Origin of the sequence: Ruminococcoides intestinihominis (genome assembly GCF_040096285.1) — a bacterium.
GTDB lineage: Bacteria > Bacillota > Clostridia > Oscillospirales > Acutalibacteraceae > Ruminococcoides > Ruminococcoides intestinihominis.
In genome coordinates this window covers 16,062-38,205 of record NZ_JBBMEY010000006.1, presented here as the reverse complement: position 1 = coordinate 38,205, position 22,144 = coordinate 16,062, and the positions used below count along the sequence as shown (strand labels likewise).

Below are 22,144 nucleotides of genomic sequence, written 5' to 3'. Positions count from 1 at the left end.
TGTATCACAAAATTATTATAAAAATTTCTAATTATAAGCAATAGAAAAATAATTATTTAATGTGATATTATGATAATGTGAAATTATTTAAGAAAGGGAAATGAAAATGAAAGTCAAAAAGTTTTCTGCAGTATTAGTTGCTTTTTTAGTGGCAGTAACTTCAATGGTATTGCCATTGTCAGATACTTTTAACAGTGTTATAAAAACAACCGGTTCAGCTAAAGCAGTAACTAAAAACAGTGCAGTAAAAATGCCTAGTGATGCTATTTTGTTTGACAGTAGTGAAGAAAAATTTAAGGAGATACAGTCACCGGAAAAGGGTGGTTTCTATTACTACAACAGTTATTACAATAGAAGTATAAATTTCTATGATGTTAATAACAACACAGTAAGAAAGATTAAGGACTACAAAGATAAGGCTGTTTATGATGTTTTTGCAACTGACTCAAAGTTTTATGTTGTATATAGAGATGGTGGAAATCCTAACCCTATAATTTACTATGTTGATGAATTGAATATAGAAACTGAAAAGGTAGAGTCAACTCACAATGTAACAGAATTTGTTGCTGATAATTATAATTCTTATATCAGAACAATAGGTGTTGACAGTAAAGGTAGAATTTATCTAACTACTTTTGACGGTTTAAAAAGTGAAAAGAAATATACAATTCACTTACTATCAAAAGATTATAAGGAACTTTCTTCTGCTGATATGGAAGATGATTGTTTTGAATATTATGGTTTTGACAGTAGTAACGGCAATTTCTATTTTGAAAGTTATAAAACTGCAAAAAGTCAATGGGGTTCTTCAAGTGGTTATAGAACATTGGCTTTCGGTAATGTAACAAATAATAAGATAACCGTAAGTGATGAAATTCTAGATATTCTTTACGCAAAGTATGTTCAGTATCATTACAGTAGTGCAATTATGTTGACTGAGGGTACACTAGCTTGGACTTCATCATATAATTCAACAGTTAATGTTCTAGACTCTAGCAAGTTTGATACAAAAAATCCTAACAACCCACCATTGCTAGGTAGCTTATCAAGAATAGGTTATGAGGGTGATGATAAATTTTATAGTAACATAGGTGCTAGAGCAGTACATAACAACCTGAACAATTCTACTGTAATTTATATGAATGATAATAGGCTTATGGAGTTTGACAGTAACTATAAGCATATTTCTACAATCAATACTGAGTACCCTGTATTTGCACTATTAAATTACGGTGATGATATTCTTGCTATTGAAAAAGATACTGACAGTAATTATTATGTAGAAAAATTTACTTGGGAATTTCCAACAGAAATTAATTTGTCACAAACTTCTGCTACTATAAAGGTAGGGAAAAGCCTTTCACTTTCAGCAACAAGTAATGCTTTAGCAACATATTCTTACAGTTGGTCAAGTAGCAATGACAAGATAGCCTCTGTTACAAGTGAAGGTAAAGTTTACGGTAATAGTGTGGGTACAGCAGTAATCACTGCAAAAACCACTAACGGTGTTACTGCTCAATGTACTGTAACAGTTGAGAAAAATTCTTCTGCACCGGCAGTTGATAAGGTAAAATTGTCAGGAAAAACTTCTTCAAATATTTCAAAGAATGATTATTATAAGTGGTCCTCAGTTATTACTTCAAATTTAAGTGGAAATGCTGACGGTACACTTAACAGAGTTGAAAGTACATCAAATGGTGTGTTAGTTGAAAAATATTCAAGTGATGGCAAAACTCTCCTTTCTACAAAAACAGTTAAGAATGAACTAAGCAAATTCGGTGGCTATTTCTGTGGTGAAGATAATAACTACATAGTTTTCGGTGAAAATAACACTTCAGAAAATGATTCTAAAGAAGTAGTCAGAGTTGTAAAGTATTCAAAAGATTGGACAAAGATTAGTGAGTGTAAAATTAACGGTTCAAACACTACAAAGCCATTTGAAGTCGGTTCACTCAGAATGACAGAGCTTGACGGCAAACTATATATACATACTTGTCATGAAATGTATGCTGACGAGAATAAAATAAACCACCAAGCAAATATGTTATTTACCATTGATGAAAGTACAATGAAAACTACCGACTCAATGTATGATGTGTTAAACCTAATGAATGGTTATGTCAGCCACTCATTTAATCAGTTTATAAAGACTGACGGCAACTATATTTATAGAGTTGACCACTCTGAATCAAATAACTTTTCCTTTGGTGACCAATATCTTTCTGTAAATGGTATCACCCTTACAAGATACTACAAGAATGATAAATCAACTTCTGTAACAGTAACTGTACCGGAAAAATTTGATGTGAATATTAGCAACTATACCGGTGCAACAGTAGGTGGCTTTGAAGTTGGTAGTGGTAATTGCTTAATAGCATTTACAAGAGATATTTCAAAGGATAACAAAAACAGAAATGTTTATTTAACTGTAACCGATAAGCTATTTAATAACACAAAGAAAATAGCTTTAACTAATTATAAGGCAAGTAATAAAGTAACTTGTGGTAATCCTCAGCTGGTAAAAATTAATGATAACTTTTTCTTAGTTATGTGGGAAGAAAAAAACACTACTACAAATAAAGTTACAACTAAGGCAATGACAGTTGATGCTAGTGGCAATACCATTTCAGCTAAAAAGACAATGCCTGTTAGATTGTCCGATTGTGAGCCTATTGTATGTAGTGATGGTACAGTTAAGTGGTATGTAACTGATGACAGTACACCTACATTGTATAGTGTCAATCCTTATGAAATAGAAAATATCCATGAGCATAACTACACATCCTCAGTAACTAAAGAACCTACTTGTACAGAAAATGGTGTGAAAACTTATGTATGCAAAGGTTGTGGAGATACTTATACCGAAACTATAAAGGCAAAAGGTCATTCGTATGTAACTACAATAACACCTGCTACAATGAAGAGTAACGGTAGAAAAATCAGTAAGTGTTCAATTTGTAACAATGTGCAGTATGACAATGTAATCAGCAAGATTTCATTAGTAAGTATTTCAAAAACTACTTTCACATATAACGGTAAAACTCAAACTCCTACTGTTACAGTAAAAGACAGTAAAAATAAAATCTTGAAGAATAAAACCGATTATACAGTTACATATTCTAATGGTAGAAAGAATGTAGGCAGATATTCTGTAAAGGTTAAGTTTAAAGGTAATTATAGTGGGGAAAAGACTTTCTATTATAATATTGTACCTAAAGCAACTTCTGTTAAGTCAGTAAAAGGACTTTCAAAGGGTATGCAAGTTAATTTAAAACTACAGAAAACTCAAACTACAGGTTATCAAATTCAGTACAGTACATTTAAGAATTTCAAAAAAGCAAAAACCGTTACTGTAAAGAATACTGTTTCTGCTAAAAAGATAACTAAGTTAAAGGCTAAGAAAAAATATTTTGTCAGAGTCCGTACTTACAAAACAACAAAATTCTCCGGCAAAAATTATAATATCTATTCTTCATGGTCATCAGCAAAAACAGTTGTAACAAAGTAGTGTAAAACAGAATTCTACTATTCATATTAATTCCTTAAAGATAATCCTCATCATTATATGGTGGGGATTATTGCTTTTTTTATTTTAGAGCATAAAAAACACCTATCGGTAAGTAAACCGATAGGTGTAATTTTTGAATTTAATTAAAAGGTTATGCTTAATTTGTTAATATCTACCTAAATATGATATTAACAAATTTTGAAATATAATAAAATTTTAATAAGTACTGAAACAACCTATGAGTATTTACTTATAGGTTGGTTTTTGTATACTCAAAAAGTATAGCCACAATTTATTTAGAACTTTGATTTATATATTGCAATAAACATTTCTGAAATATAAATCAATAACAAAAACCAAAGTCCCCAATATGGGACTTATCTTTTATGAAACACTATAATTTTTCTTTTTCTATTGTGTTTCTAAAAATAAGTATGATATAATGCATAATATACAGAAACAAATAATAATAATTAATTATTTTATATAAATTTAATTATTTAAGGAGGATATTATGGATTATCAAGAAATTATGAGAGATATTGCAAGTGGTTTAACCGGTGAAAATGAAAAAGATATACAGTACTTAATGGAACAAATGGAAAAGTACAAAGACCATGAATTTGGAAAAGAGATTATCAGGGCTTGTGGTAGGCTGATAAGTGGAATGTTGCCTGAAGAAAAGGTCAATGAATTTGCTAATGCTTTTGAGAAAGATAATGCAGAAATAGAAAATGAACTTGATGATTTGTTTTCTACCATACAATCAGGTGATTATAATTTGGCACTTGATAAAGTTGAAAAATTAGTTGAAAAGGCTGAAGAATTAATTTCTGCCGGTATGTATCAGAATGATTCAGTCAGTGATTATTTTTGTTTCATTAACCCTATGCAAGAATTACTTTATGGTTATAGACATAGAGATAGTGAGAAAGATATTAGACCATCTAATTTTCCATTTGCTACAGTATATTTCTTTTATGGAAATATATTGTTTGAACTAGGTCGCTATACAGAAGCAAATGTTGCCCTTGAAAAAGCAAAAAGATGGAATCCTATGGATGCAGATATTGCCTTTGAATATGCAGAAACATACAAGGCTATGGGGGACATTGAAACATTCTTTGATTATACAATCGAAATCTTCAATTTTGCTTATAAATCTGAGGATTTAGCCCGTTGTTATAGAAATCTTGGTTATTACTTTATTGAAAAGAAAATGTGGCAAGAGGCTATTGCTTGTGAAGATTATAGTTTGAATTTTGATTCTAATACTGATGCTGCTTATGGTGAGTTGTTTTATATTGAACAAACCACACATTTGGAAATAAAACCTGCACCTATTGAAACAATGAAGAAGTTTAGTAGGAAATACGGCTTTCCATTAGAGCCTAATGAGGATGTTGTAGGATTAGCTATAGCTTATGGCGAGAATAGTGCAGAAAATGGCAATGATGAATTTGCAAAATATTTTCTTAATATTGCCTATGACTTAACCCACTTTGATGAAGTGAAACAACTTCTTAATGAATTAGAAAGGAAAGATAATGTACCATACGAACAGTAAGAGTAACGGGTAAAGGAAAAATATCAGTAAAGCCTGATACTATTCGATTGATTATGACTGTTAAAGGTACAAACAAGGTTTATGATAAGGCAGTAAAGGAGTCTGCTGAAAAGACTGAGAAAATCAAGGATATGTTTGAAAATCTTGGATTTGAAAGGGATAAAGTAAAGACTTTATATTTTAATGTTGAAGCTGAATTTGAAAATTTTCAAATCAGCAGAACTTGGAAGAAACGATTTAAAGACTATAAATATACCCACAGAACAAAGATTGAATTTCCGGTTGATAACGAAATGTTGGGTAAAGTTTTGTATGCATTAAGTCGTTCATTGATTCACCCTGAATTTGATATTGATTATACAGTTGCTGACCCTGAGAAACCAAAAAATCAGTTGTTAGAAAAGGCAATCAAAGATTCTATGGAAAAAGCTCAAGTGTTGGCTAAAGCATCAGGAGTTAAACTAGGAAATATCTTGAATATTGATTATTCATGGGGAGAGGTGGATTTTGTCAGCCGTCCTATGAGAACTTCAATGTATGCCTCTGGTGTAGCATTACCTTGTGTAGCTGTTTCAACCGAGTCTTACGATATTGACATTGCCCCTGATGATATTGATGTTTCAGATACAGTAACAGTTGTTTGGAGTATTGAATAATACTTTTATCTTTGTTTTGTATGTGATAAGGTTGATAAGTAAATATTAATCGAAAAATATCTATGAAAATTGCAAAGTGTATTTGTTATTATTAATATACCTATTGTTTTTTTATAGTTGTATGTGTTAAAATGCCGATATAGACAGAATTATATTATAAAAAATTTGAAATATTAAAGGTGTTATATGAACGATAAAGAAATTATTAAAGAACTAAAGAGTGTAATGACCGGTGACTTAGAGAAAGATACTGAGTTCCTAGATAGTATAATTGAAAAATTCGAGGGCAGTAAAGAGGATAAGGATACACTTTACGCAATAGGGTTGCTTATTAGTGAAGCTATTCCTTTTGCTGAAAAAGAAAAACTTGTGCAATCTTTTGAAAAAGAAGTTCCCAGAATAAGTGAAGAACTAGATAGGATTGCAAATATTATTGGAAACGGTGACTATGATATAGCACTTTCATTAGCTGAAAAGTTGATTGAAGAAGGGGAAGGCTATATCAATGATGGTACATTTAAAGAAAATTCCAAAATGGTATTTTTCAGCTTTGAAGAATCTATGCAAGAGGTACTTTACCGTTCTTTGCATAGAAAAGAAAGAAGAGAAATATATGCAGTACCATTTCCGTATGCAACAATATATTTTATGTATGGTTCTGTACTATGGAATTTAGAAGAATTTGAAGAAGCTCAAACAGCCTTTGAAAAAGCAAGAAAATGGAATCCTGTATCAGCAACCATCACATTACAATATGCTGAAACTTTAAGTATTAATGGTAATATTAGTGGGAAAAAATGTTTAAAGCTTTTTAATGAAGTTTTTAAATATACTTTTGAACCAAAGGAATTAGCTTATGTTTACAGAACATTAGGAAAGTTTTTTTCTGAAAATGAATTGTGGAAAGAGGCTTATATTTGTTACAATACCAGCCTAAAGTATGATGACAATTCCGGAGACGCTTACAATGAACTTGAGTTTATTCAGGATGAAAGTGGTATAACTGAAAATGATATTTCATTTGGTGATGAGATGAAGTTTACTAATAATTATGGTATCTCACTAAAGCCAAATCAAAAAATTATAAAATTAGCAGTTGATTGTGGCGAAGAGGCTTATGCTGAAGAAGATTTTGAAATGGCAAAGTATTTCTTGGATATTGCTTATAATCTATCTCCTAAAGCTGAAATCAAGAACCTGTTGGATGAAATCGAAAAAGAATTAAACTCTTGATTAAAACTTAATAAGTATAGAACCAACCTATGAGTAGTTACTTGTAGGTTGTTTTATATTTAAAATTAGAATCAATTATGCACAAATTCATAAAAATGTACATTGTATTATTAAGGTAACTGTGCTAACATCATGCTATAAGAAAGAATCAAAATCGAATAAATTGTATTAGAATATAAGAACTGAATTAATCGAACAAAATAAAATAGCATTTGCTAAAGGCTTTATAGCAGTAAAGAAGTTAGCAAATATTATTTGTCAAATTAAATACTATAGTTCTTTATAGGAAATAAATTTTTGTAAAGAATAAAAATTTAACTCCATTTTGTTTGATAATTCAGTGAAACGAAGATACAGATTATTCGTTTTTGATTTAATATAACAAAAAGGAGTTTTTTATTATGAAAAAAACTAAAAATTTAATTGAAAAGTCAGAAAATAAAGAAGATATTGTATTAACAATTCCTGCATTGTTAGAATTGCAAAAACAGATTGAAGAAATATCTCGTAACATTAATAATCAAGTAGTTAATAACTTGTTCTTTAATATTGAAGATGTCATGAAGATGACCGGCTGGTCTAGGAAAACAGTAGAGGAGTTGTTTCGACATCCTGAATTTCCTTCTACAGATTTAGGCAAAAAACAACTTGTACTAAAAACTGCTTTCATTAATTTCTTTTCAGTAAAGAGAAAAAGTAGTGAAAGAAATACTTGGATTAATAATCAATAAGAGGTGTTTTTTATGGCAAATAAACCTAAGAGAAAAGGTAACGGCGAAGGCACAATTTTCTATGATAAAAGTCGTAAGAGATGGAGATGCCAAATAAGTTATCAAAAGTATAGTGGAGAAATAGCAAGAAAAAGTTTATCAGCATCAACTAAAACAGAACTTATTAAAAAGAGAAATCAATTATTAAAAGATATTATGGAGCAAAAAATTTGTGAAACTACAGATGCTACAATAGTTGATTTGCTTAAGGAAGATGCAGAGTATGACCACAATATGAATAGAATACAAGATTCTGCTTATAACAGAAGACTGCTGACTGTTCGAATTATAGAAAAAGGAAGTCTGGCTAAAATTCCAATTACAAAGATACAAACAAATCAAATTAATGATTTTTTATTTTCGATAAAGCACTATTCTAATAGTGTAATTGATAAAGTGTATTCTTCAATGTCTAAAGCTTATAACCTTGCCATACATAAAAGATTAATGGGATATAACTTGATGGATAGTCCGTTTATTAGAAAGCCAAAGTCAGATAAACCCACTAAGAAAGTAGTAGCCTTTACTGTTGAAGAAGAAAATGATTTTCTTAATTATCTTAAAGATATGAAAATCAATAAAAATGCTATTGATTACAGACCTATGTTTTACATTGAACTTTTTGCCGGACTTAGAATGGGAGAAATTTGTGCTTTGACTGCTAAGGATATTGATTTGAGAAATAGACTTATACATGTTAGAAATACCGTTACAAGAGGTATAAATTATGCAATAAAAGTAGGGGACAGAACAAAAACTCAAAAAGGTTATCGTGATGTACCAATTCAAGATTGTTTAGTGCCTATCCTAAAGGAAGTTTTGACAAACTATAAAGAGAATGATAACGGACTACTGTTTTATAATTTTAAAAGCAATAGACCAATATCCACCTCACAAGTGAATAGTTCGTTTACCAGAATATGTAAGAAGCTAAATATAGAAATCAGTGGTGGTCAGCATCTTCTAAGACATACCTTTGCAACTAGAGTTATTGAGTCAGGAATATCGGCAGAAGTTTTGAAAAACTGGATGGGACATACCGATATTTCTGTAACTATAAATACATATTGTGATGTTTTTGATAGACTAAATAACCCTGCAATGGAACAGTTTAATACCTATTGTCAGCAGAATTTAAGTATATAAAATTTAATGAAAATCTTTTGCTACTGCACCAGAACTGCACCAGAGAAATTTTTTCACAAGAAAATGCCTAGTTTTTTAAGAAATTACTAGGCATTTTTTATGCTATAAAAGAAAAATAATCAGTTGGAATTTATAATCAATAGATATTTATAAAATACTTTTTTATCGCCCAAACCTCATTAATAGGCTGTTTTTGGGGCGATTTTCTGTGTTTTTATCACTTTTTAAATATTTTTGCAAAAAAGTGTTGACTTTTAGGACATCATAAGATATAATAAATATCGTTGTTGAGAGACAGCAAAACGCAAAATAAAATATATGCGGGTGTGGCGGAATTGGCAGACGCGCTAGATTTAGGTTCTAGTGTTCACCGACGTGCAGGTTCAAGTCCTGTCACCCGCACCATAAAAATAGACAACACGTTAGTGTTGTCTATTTTTATTATACCAGCAAAGCGGTGACAGGACTTGAAGGTGACCGTTAAGAAAACAGTCCGGTGGACTGTTTTTAGGGAGGGCGTAGATGCCTCTATCCTTTCGTATTTGTGCTTAATAAGCGAGGTAGACAGTAGTGAAAGAAGAAAGTATGTCACCCGCACCAAGAAAAAGAGAAGTACATTAGTACTTCTCTTTTTCTTTATACAACAAGCCCTAGGGTGACAGGACTTGAAAGTGTGACGAGAACGACTGCTGCCGGTGGCAGAAGAAAGGAGTTCGAGGAAGAGCTACAACAGGGAGTTTGAGGAAGTGCATTTATGCACAACGCTAAACGACCATGTTGTACTTGGAGTTAAGAAAACAATTCTATAAATTGTTTTTAGGGAGGGCGTAGATGCCTCTATCCTTTCGTATTTGTGCTTAATAAGCGAGGTAGGCAGTAGTGAAAGAAGAAAGTATGTCACCCATAAACCATAATGGCTCTATAATAAATGTTGGGGTAAGAAAAATAGAGCCTGCCAATCTTCTAAACTTATGGTGGTGACAATAACCTATCATATAACCAAATCAAAGAATATGTGCAGAAGTAATTTAACTTAATACCTAAATCTAAGCCTACTTAACTTTTGTTGAGTAGGCTTTTTGTAGCAAGAATTTTCTTTTTGTGGTACAATTAAAATAAATTTTAGGAATAATTAAACTATAAAAATATCGTGTGGGGTGTGTAGAAATGAATTTAGTAACACTTATGAATAGTTTTATGAAACTTATATTAGAAGAAAAAATTGAAGTTTATAATGAATTTAGTTTACAACACGAATTGGGGATTTTTCTTCGTAATGAACTAACAAATTATAAAATACAATTTGAAAGAAATACTAAATTTTTTAATATTACTAAAACAATAAAGCATGAGATGGATATTGTTATATATAATGAAAGTGAGAAGTATGCCATAGAATTAAAATATCCTCAAAACGGTCAATACCCGGAGCAAATGTTTTCTTGTGTAAAAGATATAAAATTTATGGAATAACTCAGGGAAAGAGGTTTCAAAGGCACTTATTGTTTAACATTAGTTAGTAACAAGAATTTTTATTCCGGCAATAAGCAAGATGGTATATATTCATTTTTCAGAGGACAGAAATTAATTCAAGGAACAATAAAAAAACCTACCGGTAGGAAAAATGAAGAAATACTAATCAATAATTGTTATAAAGTTACTTGGATAGGTAATAACAATTTGAAGTATTACATAATTAAATTGTAATAATTGATTTATGAAATTTGGATAGTTTTTACCTATACTTATTTTATTGCATTACTCATAATTTATTGATATAGAGTCATTTTGTTGAGTAGGTTTTTTGTAGCAAGAACTTTCTTTTTGTGGTACAATTAAAATAAATTTTAGGAATAATTAAACCAAATATGAAAGGAAAATATAATGACAAAGATAATGTTTGTGTGCCATGGTAATATTTGCAGGTCACCAATGGCAGAGTTTATATTTAAAGATATGATAAAGAAGAAAGGTCTTGAAGGTGACTTTGTTGTTACTTCGTCAGCTACCAGCACAGAAGAAATATGGAATGGCGTTGGTAATCCTGTATATCCACCGGCAAAAGAAATTTTAAATTTACACAACATTGATTGCAATGGAAAAAGGGCAGTACAGATTAAAAAATCCGACTATGATAAATATGATTTGTTAATTCCTATGGATAGTAACAATGTACGCAATATGAGCAGAATTTTAAAGGGTGATCCGAATAATAAAATTCACAAGCTAATGAGTTATGCAGGTAGTGACAGAGATGTGTCTGACCCATGGTATACCGGAGATTTTGAAAAATGCTACAATGATATTTATAATGGTTGTAAAGCATTGCTAGAATATTTAACTAAATAATAAAATAAAGCTAGGTTAATTCTAAATTAGCCTAGCTTTTGTGATGTACGGGTTCAAGTCCCATTACTCAGTAAAAAATTAGGAGCAACTTTAGCAGTTGCTCCTTTTTATATGGATAAATAAAAAATTAAATTTCTTTACCAAGTGCTTTAAGTTCTTTCATAGCACTTTCATTTTTTAGTAGGTCATCTTTTTCACTTGCAAAGAAAGATTTGTGAAATTTAATATCCCAATCTAAGTAATCACCAATACATTGAAACTGCTTTTCAATCAGTTCATACTGAACATTAGTTGTAGGTGAACCACCGATTGCAATAACTCCAACTTTCTTATTCTTTAGCAAAGCACCTTTGCAGTAGCATTTGTCAATTACTAACTTTATCTGTGCAGTAATTCCCCACCAATATACAGGTGTGGCAAATATTATCATATCAGCATTTACTAATTTATCAACAGTAGGGTTACTGTCATCTTTTGCTACACAACCCTTGTAACATTCACAAGTACCACAAGCTACACAAGGACTAATCTTTAGCTTGTATGAGTCGATAACTTCAATGTCGTTGTTATCCTTTGCACCTTCAACAAATGCGTTAATAGCTGAGTAGGTGTTGCCTTTTCTTGGACTGCCGTTTACTATTACAATTTTCATATCTTTTCTCCTTAATATGAATATTATTTCTTTTTCTTGTTAAAATTTTTAACTCTTTCAGATAGAGCAGTAAGTTCTTCCTTTGATAATTCAGACAGTCTTTCTAGGTCATCAAGAAACTTTGCACTACTTTCTTTTTCCCTTAATTTTGTACTTTCTATGTAGTAACTGGTGATAATACCCGGTACTACTGCAATAATCAGTATTGAACATATTGAAAGGAAAATTGAGAGAATTCTACCTATTAAAGTAACTGCAGTTATGTCGCCAAAGCCAATAGTTGTTGCTACACTAAATGAATACCATAGACTGTCAATAAGTCTGTTTATGTTAGGTTCAACAATCATAATGCCAATGCTTACTGCAACAAAAACTACAATATAAGAACATAGTAGTTTGAATGCACCTGTCCTTTTTAGAACGATTTTCAGTAACCTAGTTTTCTTCATAAAACCACCTCATTATCTAATAAAATTATATCAACAGAAAAATTATTAGTCAATGAAATATAACTTTTTCCTAAAGAAAAACAACCTATACTTTTTTGTATAGGTTGTTGGGTTAACTTTTATCCTGCCGGTTCAAAAGGTGTAATTGTAGAAATCTTTTTAGCCAGATACTTTTGAATTGCAACTGCATTTTTAACTGTCAATGTTTCTTCACAACCCTTTACCGAACAGTTGTAAAGTTGTAAATCATTTAGCTTAACTTTCTTAAGTAGATACTTTTGAATCAGTGATGAATCCTTAACATTAATATAACCGTCAAGGTTAACATCACCTCTCTTAGGATTAGTAATGTTAAAGTTGTATTTTGTTGTAATAGGTTTATTTTTGCTTAAATCATTAAAAGTAAAACCGTTTTTCTTAGCATAATTTTTTACTGCATCAGTATATCCATTGATGATTACTTTAGGAAGTCTTACTGTTCTGTAATTTTCCCATGGAATACTTAGGTTAGTATATCCTATTGAATCAATACCAATCTTAGTAACATTTTCACCTAATGTATAGTTTGTGATACCGGTTTGTTGGAATGCGTTTTCACCAATTTTCTTTAGTGAATTTGGCAATATAATTGACTTTAAGTTTGAGTCACCTAAGAATGCAGAGTCACCGATTTCTTCAACACTTGTACCTAATTTTACTGAACGGAGATTAGCTTTGTCAGAAAAAGCTGAGTAAGGTATAACCTTAATACCATTACCTATTGTTACTGTTTGTAAACTACTTAACTGCACAAAACAGTCATTACCTATGAATGTGTAGCTATCAGGAATTGTAAGGTTTTGTATATCATATGTGAATTCACTATTTTCAAAAATTCCATCCTCAGTACCAACAATTTTTTCACCACAAATATTTTCAGGTAATGCAAAGTTGATTGTTGAGTCTTTAAGCTTAACTTGTTTTAGTGTAGCCTGTCTGGTTTTTAAATCAACCCTATATAGATATGCTGACTCTTCTTTACTGTAGTTAGTTGTTACATTAACACCTGTTCTAGCACTGATTTCATCAATGTTAATGTAGTAGTAACCGTCATCACCTTTAGTTAAAGCCTTAGGACAATCGTCATCATTTATTGTGAAATCATCAGCATAAACCTTAATTCTTGTTTTGTTATCAGTAGTTTTTTCACAAACATAATTTTCTGAAAAAGAACTAAAGTTGATGTAAATGTCCTTTGGTTTGTCAGCATTATTGTCATATACACCTATTTCATAGTAAGATGCAATCTTGTTGTTAGAAGCATTGTTGTTTGAGTAGATACAATCATCACTGCTGTCAACTGTTTCAAATACATTATAACCATAAAATTCACAATAGGTTACAGAACAATTTACTAGGGAAGATGAGATAAAGGAATATGCAATACCTGCTGAATGTTGTTCAGTTGTATTTTTGTCTAAATTGATTTTGCAGTTACTTACTGTTACATTGTCTAACTTTGAGTTGATAATTGAGTTAGAAACAATAGAAACACTATTTGTACCATCAGCAGCAATGTTCTCAAAGTGTAGGTCTGTTACACTTGAAGACTTTAAATTACCGAAGAAACTTTGATACATATTTTTTTGTATATCAGAAAATACAGGTAATTTACCATTTTTGATTGTATGATTATTACCGATGAATTGAACAGTTAAGTTACCTAAGCAGTTAGATAAAGAATCTTTAATATAGCTGCCTTCAAAGTCAAGGTCTGTATTTAGAATAATTTTACTAGGTAAAATATTCCCTGAACGAAGCCCTTTTGTCAATTTGTTGTAGTCATCTATACTGTTAATGTGATAAACACTGTTAGCTAAGTTTTGTAATCTGTAGTTAATTAAGGCAGTAGAATTATTAAGGTCAGAAGCACATACATTTTCTTTACTTAAAAGTTCCTTGCCCTTTTCAATTTCTGTATTAAGTGCAGTAACATCTTCCTTTAGAGCTTCTTCAGGATATTTTGTATTCTCAGCCTTGTTGATGGTTTCTGAAAGTTCATTCTTTACCTTTGCATTATTATCAAGATTTTTAGTAAAGGCTTTTATTGAAGAGTAGTAAATTCCAAGTGAAGTGGTTGTAGAGTCAACCCACTTGTTGCCAACATAGTAGTAAGAATTTTTTCTACTATGTGGTTTATCTTTTATATCATCAACAGTAATATAATATTTACCTTTGCTACTGACTACAACAGAAAATTTATCACCTGCATTTACCTTTACACCACTAGGTAGGTCAATGTAGTGAATACCAATGTTGTCAGCTTTACCACTTGTTTTAGCAATTACTGTACCGTCAGTAGGTGACTTGTAATTTTTGTTTAGCTTGTAAACAGAAATATCGTAAGTGTATGAACTACTTGTGCCAAAGCTAACCTGAGTGATTTCTTCATCACTTTTAGCAGTAAATATATTTGCTGACTTATCAACATTTACTGCAGCTCCATAGTAGTAACCTAACTGATATTCATTGTCATAGGCTGAGTTGTCTTGCATTATAAATTGAAAGAATTGAGTGTCTGCACATTCATATGATAGCCAAAAATATCCTTTGTCTTGATTGTCAGTACCCCAACTGTTTTTGCAAAGCCAAGCACCGTTGTTCCTAGGCTTTACTGTACCGTCAAACTTGTCACGACTATAATTATCGTTCCAACCAACAATTGCTACAACATGAGGTTGTTCATAGCCTTTTTCGATTTCTTCTTTGCTATCACAATAAGAAAATGTATCTTTAGAGTAACAACGAGATAAATTGTAATAATATACTCCGATAGCACCGTTATTTATAATGTTGTCTTTTAATGTATTAGCATCATTGCTAAGCTGATTATATTCTTTTAGGTGATAATCAGAATAATATTTAAGTGTATCGGAATATCCAAGAAGTGAATTTTCATAAGGCATCAATGTTTCAGGATAAGTACCGAAACCACAGTTTAGTCCTTGTGCAACATAAACAGGCCAACCACCATATGAACCTTTGTACTCATCATAAAAATAGTCATTATAAAAAGGTGAATTTTCATCATCAGTATTTGTCATAATGTAATAAGGTGTTGCAGTTTGTGCAATGTCAAGCTTTTCTGATGGATTGTCACCAATCTTTTTTGATAGGCTAGGGTTTGACAGAATGTTAGATTCAATAGATGCAGCAGAACCAAATGACCAACAGTAACCATCATCACCTTGATCCTTTACTTTAGTAACTCTTTTATAATCTCTTAAGTCATACTTTTTTGGATAAGTAGCTTTTGTACTTTTTGTATCATTAAGTGACTCAACAGATACTTCTCTAGTGTTATCTTTTATGTAACTGATACTGCCATCATCATTTAATTTGCTTTTTATAGTAGAAATATTTTCTTTATCAACTGTAGCCATATTTGCCGATATAGCAGTAAAAGGTAATGAAGATAAAGTTGCAGTTATTGCCAGTAATATTGACAGTAATTTTTTACTATGTTTCATTTTAAATCGCCTTTTCTATAATGTATATTATTATTTATTATATTTTATCATATGAAATTTTTGCGTTCAATTAAATATAATTTAAAAATAGTATCATAAAAGTTTAAAATAAATATACCCTTATTACGGTAGAAGTAATAAGGGTATTATGCTTATTTATCAGTCTTATTTAGTTTGAAAATTTTTGTAGGAACTACACTACCGATAAAAGCAGAAAGTAATACCCAAGGGATGACATTAACATCAAAACAAAGTAACAGTAGCATTGTAACTGCCAAAGGCTTTTTCATTGTTACACCCAGTAAACCGGCAGTAACAACAGCTGAACAAAATGCAACATCAAGACCTGTTAGCATACCGATACCAAAGCCAATACTAACACCACAGAAAATTACAGGGAAGAAGTGACCACCTTTCCAACCTGATTTTATGCAAACGTTAGTTAAAAATAATTTTAACAGTCCACTACCAATAAGTACCCAAGGTGCAAATTTTATATAGCCGTCTTTAAGTACATTGATACTTTCTTCACCTGAAAACATTGACAAAGGAAAATATGTACCAACAACACCTAGGATAATACCACCGAGAGTTGTGCTGACTATAATGCCACACTTACCTTGAATTACTTTGAAAATTTTTTCACTGAACTTTTCAGCCATTACAAATATAAAGCCGCAAATTATCCCAACAATAGAGAGAGGTATTGCAAGTAAATATTCAGCAGTAGAGATACTTTCACCACCAAGTTTAGGCAATCCCATACCACCACCGAATATTGAGTTTAGCACTAGCAAAGTACCACCGGCAAAAAGTACTGCAACAATATTTGAAATGATTTTTGTTGACTGTACAAGGTCAGGCTTGTCTTTGCTGTCAAGTCTTTCTTCACTGACAGATGCAAGACCAAATAAAGGTGCATAAAAAACTGCACTAAGGGTAGCACTGATTCCAACTTCCATAAGTTCGGGAATTTTGCTTTTTGCATCTTTCATATGACTACCTGCCCAGTAACAAAGACCCACAATAACACCGGTAAGACCGGCTTCAGGACCGATACTGCCACCAAAGACTAAAGGCAATAAAGCAGATATACATAGGAAAAGAACTCTGTTGTAAGGATAGAATTTGTCTTTCTTAACTTTCTTCATAACTTCATCAAGTTCATCAGGTATAGCGTTAGTGTATTTTTGCCATATTCCAAGAACTATACCACCTACTGTACAAACAATAAGTGTGTAAAACTTAAAGTCAATATTTTGAGGTACAACATTCCACAGTAAATGAATACCGTAGTTCATCAGCTTTAAAAATAACCATACTATAAGAGAAACTACTGCACCACTAAATCCACAAAATAAGTAGTACAGAAAATTATTAGCTATTGTGTGCTTTTTCATTCCATCTCCTCCAAACTAATTATAAAATTATTATACTATAAAACAATATATAAAATCAATATTTTTGTGCAAAAAGTATATAATTTTATTTATTCTTATTTAAATTATCAATATGGAAGATAAGTCCCATTTTTGGTACAGAGAATGTGGTATTATATTTATATAGATTAGAAAGAGTGAATTGCTATGGTTGGTTCGGATAAAAATTTTTGTCATGTTATTATAGTTTGTATGGAACGATATACAGAAAAATTAATGTATGAACTAGCAGATGGTTTGTTATCTTCTGAAAAAAGAATAAATGAAATATTAGATTTAGTTAATCAAAATCTAGATGAAAAAGAAATGATGAAAGCATTAAAAGAAATAAGATACAGAGATAATATACCGTATGAACATCAATAATTTTAATATAATTTATAAAAAGTCTTGCAAATCACAACATTTTTACTTTTATCAATGCTATAATGAAAATACAGTAACAAGTTAAGGAGAAATTCTATGAAAATAATGCACCTAAGTGACTTACATATTGGTAAGAAAGTAAATGAATATTCAATGCTACAAGACCAAATATATATCCTAAAAGAAATTTTACATATAATAGATGATGAAAAGGTAGAAACTGTCATTATTGCAGGAGATGTATATGATAGGTCACTACCACCTAATGAGGCATTAGAACTTTTTGATGAATTTTTATATCAGTTGTCCAGCAGAAATGTAAATGTATTTGTTATTAGTGGCAACCACGACAGTCCTGAACGCATATCATATGGTGGCAGAATGATGACGGAAAATAAAATTTTTCTTTCACCTGTTTATGATGGCAATGTTAAGCCTATTACATTAAATGATGATTATGGAGAAGTTAACTTTTATCTATTGCCATTTGTTAGACCGGCTGATATTAGAAGATATTTCCCTGATGAAAATATTGAAAATTATACCGATGCAGTAAAAGTTGCAATTGACAATATGAATGTAGATTTTAGTGAGAGAAATATTCTTGTTACCCATCAGTTTGTTACAGGTGTTGAACTTTCTGAGTCTGAGGATATTATAGTAGGTGGTACTGACAATGTTAGTGGTGAAGTATTTGATGGCTTTGACTATGTGGCACTTGGTCATATCCACAGAGAACAAACTGTAGGTAAAGATAACATTAGATATTGTGGCACACCACTAAAGTATTCTTTCTCAGAGGCTAAGAATATTAAGTCAGTTACTATCCTGGATTTTAATGATAAGGGAAATATAGAGTATTCCAAAATCCCACTAACACCATTTAGAGATATGAGAGAAATTCGTGGTACTTATTATGAACTAACTCTAAAGAGTAGTTATGAAAGTACAAACACAGAGGACTACCTACATATCACTTTAACTGATGAGGAGGATATTCCTGATGCAATCGGTAAGCTAAGGTCTATTTATCCCAATATTATGAAACTTGATTATGATAACCTACGAACAAGAGGTAGTGGTACTGTTGATGCTATAGAAAATATTGAAAGTAAAAGTCCCTTTGAACTTTTTGCCGATCTTTTTAAACAACAGAATAATCAAGATATGAGTGAAGAACAAGAAGAAATTATGAGAAACTTAATTGATAAGATTTGGGAGGAAAACTAATGCGACCATTAAGTATTACAATATCAGCCTTTGAGTCCTATGCAGATACAGTTACTATTGATATGGAAAGCCTAGGCAAAAGTGGACTTTACCTAATTACAGGTGACACAGGTGCAGGTAAAACCACAATCTTTGATGCTATTCATTTTGCCCTTTATGGAGATGCCAGTACAGATGGTCGTGAAAATAAAACCCTAAGGTCAAAGTATGCCGACCCTGAAACTAAAACAGAGGTTCAACTGAAATTTGAATATGGTGGTAAGGTTTATCAAATTAAGAGAAACCCTGAGTATTTGCGTCCTAAGAAAAGGGGAGATGGCTTTGTAAAAGAACCTACTAATGCTGAGCTTGTTTATCCCGATGGTAGTGTGGTTTCTTCCAAAAATGCAGTTGATACCAAGATAAAAGAAATTATCGGTTTAGATAAAAATCAGTTTTCACAGATTGTTATGTTGGCTCAAGGTGAATTCAAAAAGTTACTTACTTCCGGTACAACTGAAAAGCAGAAGATTTTTAGACATATTTTCAAAACAGAAAAATATGAAACCTTACAAAGAGCCTTATCTGCCCAAAAGAGTATTGTTGACAGTAAATTGAAACAAGAGAGGTTAAGTGTACAGCAGTATATTGACGGTACAATTTGTGAAGAAACAGAGGATAATGTTGCCTTAATTGAAAAGGCAAAAAGTGTAGTTCCAAATATAGAAGAGATTGAGAACTTTCTAACTAACCTCATTTCTAATGATGAAAAAGAATTAAAAGCATTAGAAGAAAAGAAAGAGAAATTAGAAAGCCAAAAGACTTCTCTGGATAAAAGTATTGAAAATTATAATTCTTATGTAGAATTATCTCATAAGATTAAAACTAATTCCGAAAACTTAGCTAATCTAAATACTAGTTTGAAAAGTTCAAAGGCTGAACTACTAGAAAAGAACAAAGAAAAGCGATGGACTGAACTTGGACAAGAGATTGGCAAAATCCAAAATACCTTGCCTAAGTATAAGGGACTTGACTCTCTAAGCAGTCAGTTACAGAATAAAAGCATTGAGAAAAAGAAGAATGAAAATTCTGTAAAAGAATTATCAGATAAAGCTGAAAGCCTTTCCCTAGAGGTTGAAAAGAATTCTAAGGAACTTGAAACAATGGGTAATGTTCAAGTTGAGATAGAGAAAATTTCTAATCAAAAGGAAAGCATTGAGGAAAAAGGTAATGTACTTAGAGGTATAGAAGAGGAAATTAAAAACCTACAAAAACTTCAAGAAAAATACATTACTGTCAAAACTGATTTTGAAAATAAGTTGAAGGTTGCCAATGGTTACAAGGATGAATACGACAATTTAAGTATAGCCTATCTTAATGACCAAGCCGGTGTTTTGGCTGATAGTTTGGAAGAAAATAAGCCTTGTCCTGTATGTGGTTCAACAGTCCATCCTCATAAAGCAGTTAAGTTGCCTAATGCACCAACTAAAGAAATGGTTGAGTCAGCAAAGAACAATTACGAAAGGTATCAAAAAGTTGTTGATACTGAAAGACAAAATGTTTTTAGCAAACATGGTGAATTAAAGGAAAAGGCAAATGCCCTTGAAACAAAGGTTCAAGAAATATTAGGTGATTACAAGTTGCTTGATGCTCTTGAAATTATTAAGAAAGAGGTTTCTGATTTAGCAGATAATTATGTTAAGCTAGACAAAACCTTAAAAGCATTACAAATAAAGAGTAACAGAAAGCAGGAACTTGAAAGAATTATTCCTGAAAAGAATAATGAAATCAATGAACTGAATAAGCGAATTACCGTAGTAAAGATGGCAGTAGCGTCTTGTGAAGCTGATATTACTTCTTATGAAGAGCAGTATAATTCTCTAAAGAAAGAATTACAGTTTGGTAGTGAAAGTGAAGCAGTTAAGAAGATTAACAGTATTAATGAAGTTATAAATGCTGAAAAGGCTGATTATAATTCTGTATTAGAAAAATATAATCAGTATGAAAAATTGATTTCAGCAACCGATGCATCAATCAAAGCATTAAAAGGTCAACTTGAAAAGATAGATAAGGTACCGGATATAGATAAGGTTAAAATCAAGAGAGATGAAACTGAAAAGGCTATCAGTGATTTATCTAATGAAACTAAAGCCATTAATTATAGATATTCTGCTAACACAAATGTTTTGGTTAATGTAAAGAGAGAAAATGAAAATCTTATCAAGGCTGAAAAAGAATTTAAGCTGATTTCACCACTTGCAAGTACAGCCAATGGTGGTATCGGTGTTAACAAGATGGAGCTTGAAACATTTGTACAGTTAAATTACTTTGACCGTATTCTTGCTAAAGCAAATAAACGATTAATGGAAATGACAAGTGGTCAGTATGAGTTGGTTCGCCAAACAGAGTCAAGTGATGGCAGAACTAAATTCGGACTTGACCTTAATGTATATGACCATCATTGTGGCAGTGAAAGAGCAATTAGTTCACTTTCCGGTGGTGAGTCCTTTAAGGCTGCACTTTCATTAGCTTTGGGTCTTTCTGATGAAATTCAGTCCTCAGCCGGTGGTATTAAAATTGATACAATGTTTGTTGATGAAGGCTTTGGTTCACTTGATGATGAATCATTAAGACAAGCGATGAATGTACTTATTAAACTTTCCGGCAGTAACCGACTTGTAGGTATTATTTCCCATGTAACAGAACTAAAGGATAGAATTGATAAACAGATTGTTGTTACCAAAACCCCTAATAAAGGTAGTAAAATTGAAATTATTTGTTAAATTACTGCAACACTTACAAATGGCAAGAAACTTTATTGCTATGTAACAGTTACTACTTCTCCTAAACTAAGCAGAACTACTTTGAACTTGAAGAAAGGCAAAACTGCTACAGTATAATTAACAGGTAAAGTTGCAAATATAAACAATAAGTATTACAACACTAAGGTTGCAAAGATTGTTTCAAAGGCTAACACAACTTCTATTAAGGTTAAAGCACTAAAGAAAGGCACAACTACTCTAAAGATTAGAGTTAACGGTGTAAATGTGCTAAGACTAAAAGTTAAAGTAAAGTAAAATTTTAAGTGATTTATAGAAACATACCTTAATTAGTATTAGGGTATGTTTCTTTATTTTACAGTTGACAAAATTCTACATTTAGTAGTATATTAATAGATAGGGAGTTTGCAAATTAGCAATCTGAGAGGAAGTTGACAACTTCGACCTAGTACCTGATTTGGATAATGCCAGCGTAGGGAAATAATTGACTTATTTGACGGGTATGCCTTTG

The 22,144-nt window shown here is 31.3% G+C and carries 15 protein-coding genes, 1 tRNA gene and 1 riboswitch; of the genes, 12 read left to right on the top strand and 4 right to left on the bottom strand.

Annotation, left to right across the window (positions count from 1 at the left end; translation table 11 throughout):
• Positions 1-106 precede the first annotated feature (106 nt).
• From WMO18_RS02820 to WMO18_RS02780, 9 genes are all read left to right on the top strand, one after another.
• Positions 107-3,508: an Ig-like domain-containing protein gene (locus WMO18_RS02820; protein ID WP_367286293.1), complete on the top strand. Its 3,402-nt coding sequence runs from the start codon at positions 107-109 to the stop codon at positions 3,506-3,508.
• 514 nt (positions 3,509-4,022) lie between these two features.
• Positions 4,023-5,075, top strand: coding sequence for a tetratricopeptide repeat protein (locus WMO18_RS02815; RefSeq protein WP_211148551.1), 1,053 nt, complete (start codon positions 4,023-4,025; stop codon positions 5,073-5,075).
• Between the two features lie 53 nt (positions 5,076-5,128).
• Positions 5,129-5,731 carry an SIMPL domain-containing protein gene (locus WMO18_RS02810; RefSeq protein WP_248004761.1) on the top strand — a complete coding sequence of 201 codons (603 nt, stop codon included), beginning with the start codon at positions 5,129-5,131 and terminating at the stop codon, positions 5,729-5,731.
• Between the two features lie 186 nt (positions 5,732-5,917).
• Positions 5,918-6,964: a tetratricopeptide repeat protein gene (locus WMO18_RS02805; RefSeq protein ID WP_367286292.1), complete on the top strand. Its 1,047-nt coding sequence runs from the start codon at positions 5,918-5,920 to the stop codon at positions 6,962-6,964.
• A gap of 401 nt (positions 6,965-7,365) precedes the next feature.
• Positions 7,366-7,695 (top strand): helix-turn-helix domain-containing protein, encoded by a 330-nt coding sequence (locus WMO18_RS02800; RefSeq protein WP_138157284.1) that lies wholly within the window; start codon positions 7,366-7,368, stop codon positions 7,693-7,695.
• 12 nt (positions 7,696-7,707) lie between these two features.
• The gene (locus tag WMO18_RS02795; protein WP_329980289.1) at positions 7,708-8,880 is read left to right on the top strand and encodes a tyrosine-type recombinase/integrase; all 1,173 of its coding nucleotides are present in this window, start codon (positions 7,708-7,710) and stop codon (positions 8,878-8,880) included.
• A 320-nt stretch (positions 8,881-9,200) separates the two neighbouring features.
• Positions 9,201-9,285, top strand: a tRNA-Leu gene (locus WMO18_RS02790).
• 762 nt (positions 9,286-10,047) lie between these two features.
• On the top strand, positions 10,048-10,353 hold the full coding sequence (locus WMO18_RS02785; protein ID WP_367286291.1) for a hypothetical protein: 306 nt from the start codon (positions 10,048-10,050) through the stop codon (positions 10,351-10,353).
• A 411-nt stretch (positions 10,354-10,764) separates the two neighbouring features.
• Entirely contained in the window at positions 10,765-11,229 is a 465-nt protein-coding gene (locus WMO18_RS02780) for a low molecular weight protein-tyrosine-phosphatase (protein WP_211148425.1), read from the top strand.
• 127 nt (positions 11,230-11,356) lie between these two features.
• Here the strand turns inward: WMO18_RS02780 and WMO18_RS02775 are convergent, their stop codons facing one another.
• The 4 genes from WMO18_RS02775 to WMO18_RS02760 form a co-directional block, all read right to left on the bottom strand.
• A complete protein-coding gene (locus WMO18_RS02775) occupies positions 11,357-11,881 on the bottom strand; it encodes a flavodoxin family protein (RefSeq protein WP_211148426.1) in 525 nt (174 codons plus the stop codon).
• A 23-nt stretch (positions 11,882-11,904) separates the two neighbouring features.
• Entirely contained in the window at positions 11,905-12,330 is a 426-nt protein-coding gene (locus WMO18_RS02770) for a potassium channel family protein (RefSeq protein ID WP_211148427.1), read from the bottom strand.
• Between the two features lie 119 nt (positions 12,331-12,449).
• Positions 12,450-15,839: a leucine-rich repeat protein gene (locus tag WMO18_RS02765; RefSeq protein ID WP_367286290.1), complete on the bottom strand. Its 3,390-nt coding sequence runs from the start codon at positions 15,837-15,839 to the stop codon at positions 12,450-12,452.
• A 152-nt stretch (positions 15,840-15,991) separates the two neighbouring features.
• Entirely contained in the window at positions 15,992-17,239 is a 1,248-nt protein-coding gene (locus tag WMO18_RS02760) for a chloride channel protein (protein WP_211148538.1), read from the bottom strand.
• Between the two features lie 186 nt (positions 17,240-17,425).
• Between WMO18_RS02760 and WMO18_RS02755 the strand changes: the two genes are divergently transcribed.
• The 3 genes from WMO18_RS02755 to WMO18_RS02745 all read left to right on the top strand — a co-directional run bounded on the left by WMO18_RS02755 (position 17,426) and on the right by WMO18_RS02745 (position 21,636).
• Complete coding sequence (locus WMO18_RS02755; protein ID WP_367286289.1) at positions 17,426-17,644, top strand: hypothetical protein; 219 nt, start codon at positions 17,426-17,428, stop codon at positions 17,642-17,644.
• Between the two features lie 96 nt (positions 17,645-17,740).
• Positions 17,741-18,874: an exonuclease SbcCD subunit D gene (locus tag WMO18_RS02750; RefSeq protein ID WP_211147765.1), complete on the top strand. Its 1,134-nt coding sequence runs from the start codon at positions 17,741-17,743 to the stop codon at positions 18,872-18,874.
• Positions 18,874-21,636, top strand: a complete 2,763-nt coding sequence (locus WMO18_RS02745; RefSeq protein ID WP_211147766.1) for an AAA family ATPase — start codon at positions 18,874-18,876, stop codon at positions 21,634-21,636. Before WMO18_RS02750 ends, WMO18_RS02745 begins: the two co-directional genes overlap by 1 nt.
• 384 nt (positions 21,637-22,020) lie before the next feature.
• Positions 22,021-22,129: riboswitch (TPP riboswitch) on the top strand.
• The last annotated feature ends 15 nt before the right edge of the window (positions 22,130-22,144 follow it).

Excerpts from the sequence above, each read along its gene's own strand:
- WMO18_RS02765 (WP_367286290.1), bottom strand. The coding sequence starts at position 15,839 with ATGAAACATAGTAAAAAATTACTGTCAATATTACTGGCAATAACTGCA.
- WMO18_RS02815 (WP_211148551.1), top strand. The coding sequence starts at position 4,023 with ATGGATTATCAAGAAATTATGAGAGATATTGCAAGTGGTTTAACCGGT.
- WMO18_RS02775 (WP_211148426.1), bottom strand. The coding sequence starts at position 11,881 with ATGAAAATTGTAATAGTAAACGGCAGTCCAAGAAAAGGCAACACCTAC.
- WMO18_RS02770 (WP_211148427.1), bottom strand. The coding sequence starts at position 12,330 with ATGAAGAAAACTAGGTTACTGAAAATCGTTCTAAAAAGGACAGGTGCA.
- WMO18_RS02805 (WP_367286292.1), top strand. The coding sequence starts at position 5,918 with ATGAACGATAAAGAAATTATTAAAGAACTAAAGAGTGTAATGACCGGT.
- WMO18_RS02800 (WP_138157284.1), top strand. The coding sequence starts at position 7,366 with ATGAAAAAAACTAAAAATTTAATTGAAAAGTCAGAAAATAAAGAAGAT.
- WMO18_RS02780 (WP_211148425.1), top strand. The coding sequence starts at position 10,765 with ATGACAAAGATAATGTTTGTGTGCCATGGTAATATTTGCAGGTCACCA.
- WMO18_RS02760 (WP_211148538.1), bottom strand. The coding sequence starts at position 17,239 with ATGAAAAAGCACACAATAGCTAATAATTTTCTGTACTACTTATTTTGT.
- WMO18_RS02795 (WP_329980289.1), top strand. The coding sequence starts at position 7,708 with ATGGCAAATAAACCTAAGAGAAAAGGTAACGGCGAAGGCACAATTTTC.
- WMO18_RS02750 (WP_211147765.1), top strand. The coding sequence starts at position 17,741 with ATGAAAATAATGCACCTAAGTGACTTACATATTGGTAAGAAAGTAAAT.
- WMO18_RS02820 (WP_367286293.1), top strand. The coding sequence starts at position 107 with ATGAAAGTCAAAAAGTTTTCTGCAGTATTAGTTGCTTTTTTAGTGGCA.
- WMO18_RS02785 (WP_367286291.1), top strand. The coding sequence starts at position 10,048 with ATGAATTTAGTAACACTTATGAATAGTTTTATGAAACTTATATTAGAA.
- WMO18_RS02810 (WP_248004761.1), top strand. The coding sequence starts at position 5,129 with ATGACTGTTAAAGGTACAAACAAGGTTTATGATAAGGCAGTAAAGGAG.
- WMO18_RS02755 (WP_367286289.1), top strand. The coding sequence starts at position 17,426 with ATGGTTGGTTCGGATAAAAATTTTTGTCATGTTATTATAGTTTGTATG.
- WMO18_RS02745 (WP_211147766.1), top strand. The coding sequence starts at position 18,874 with ATGCGACCATTAAGTATTACAATATCAGCCTTTGAGTCCTATGCAGAT.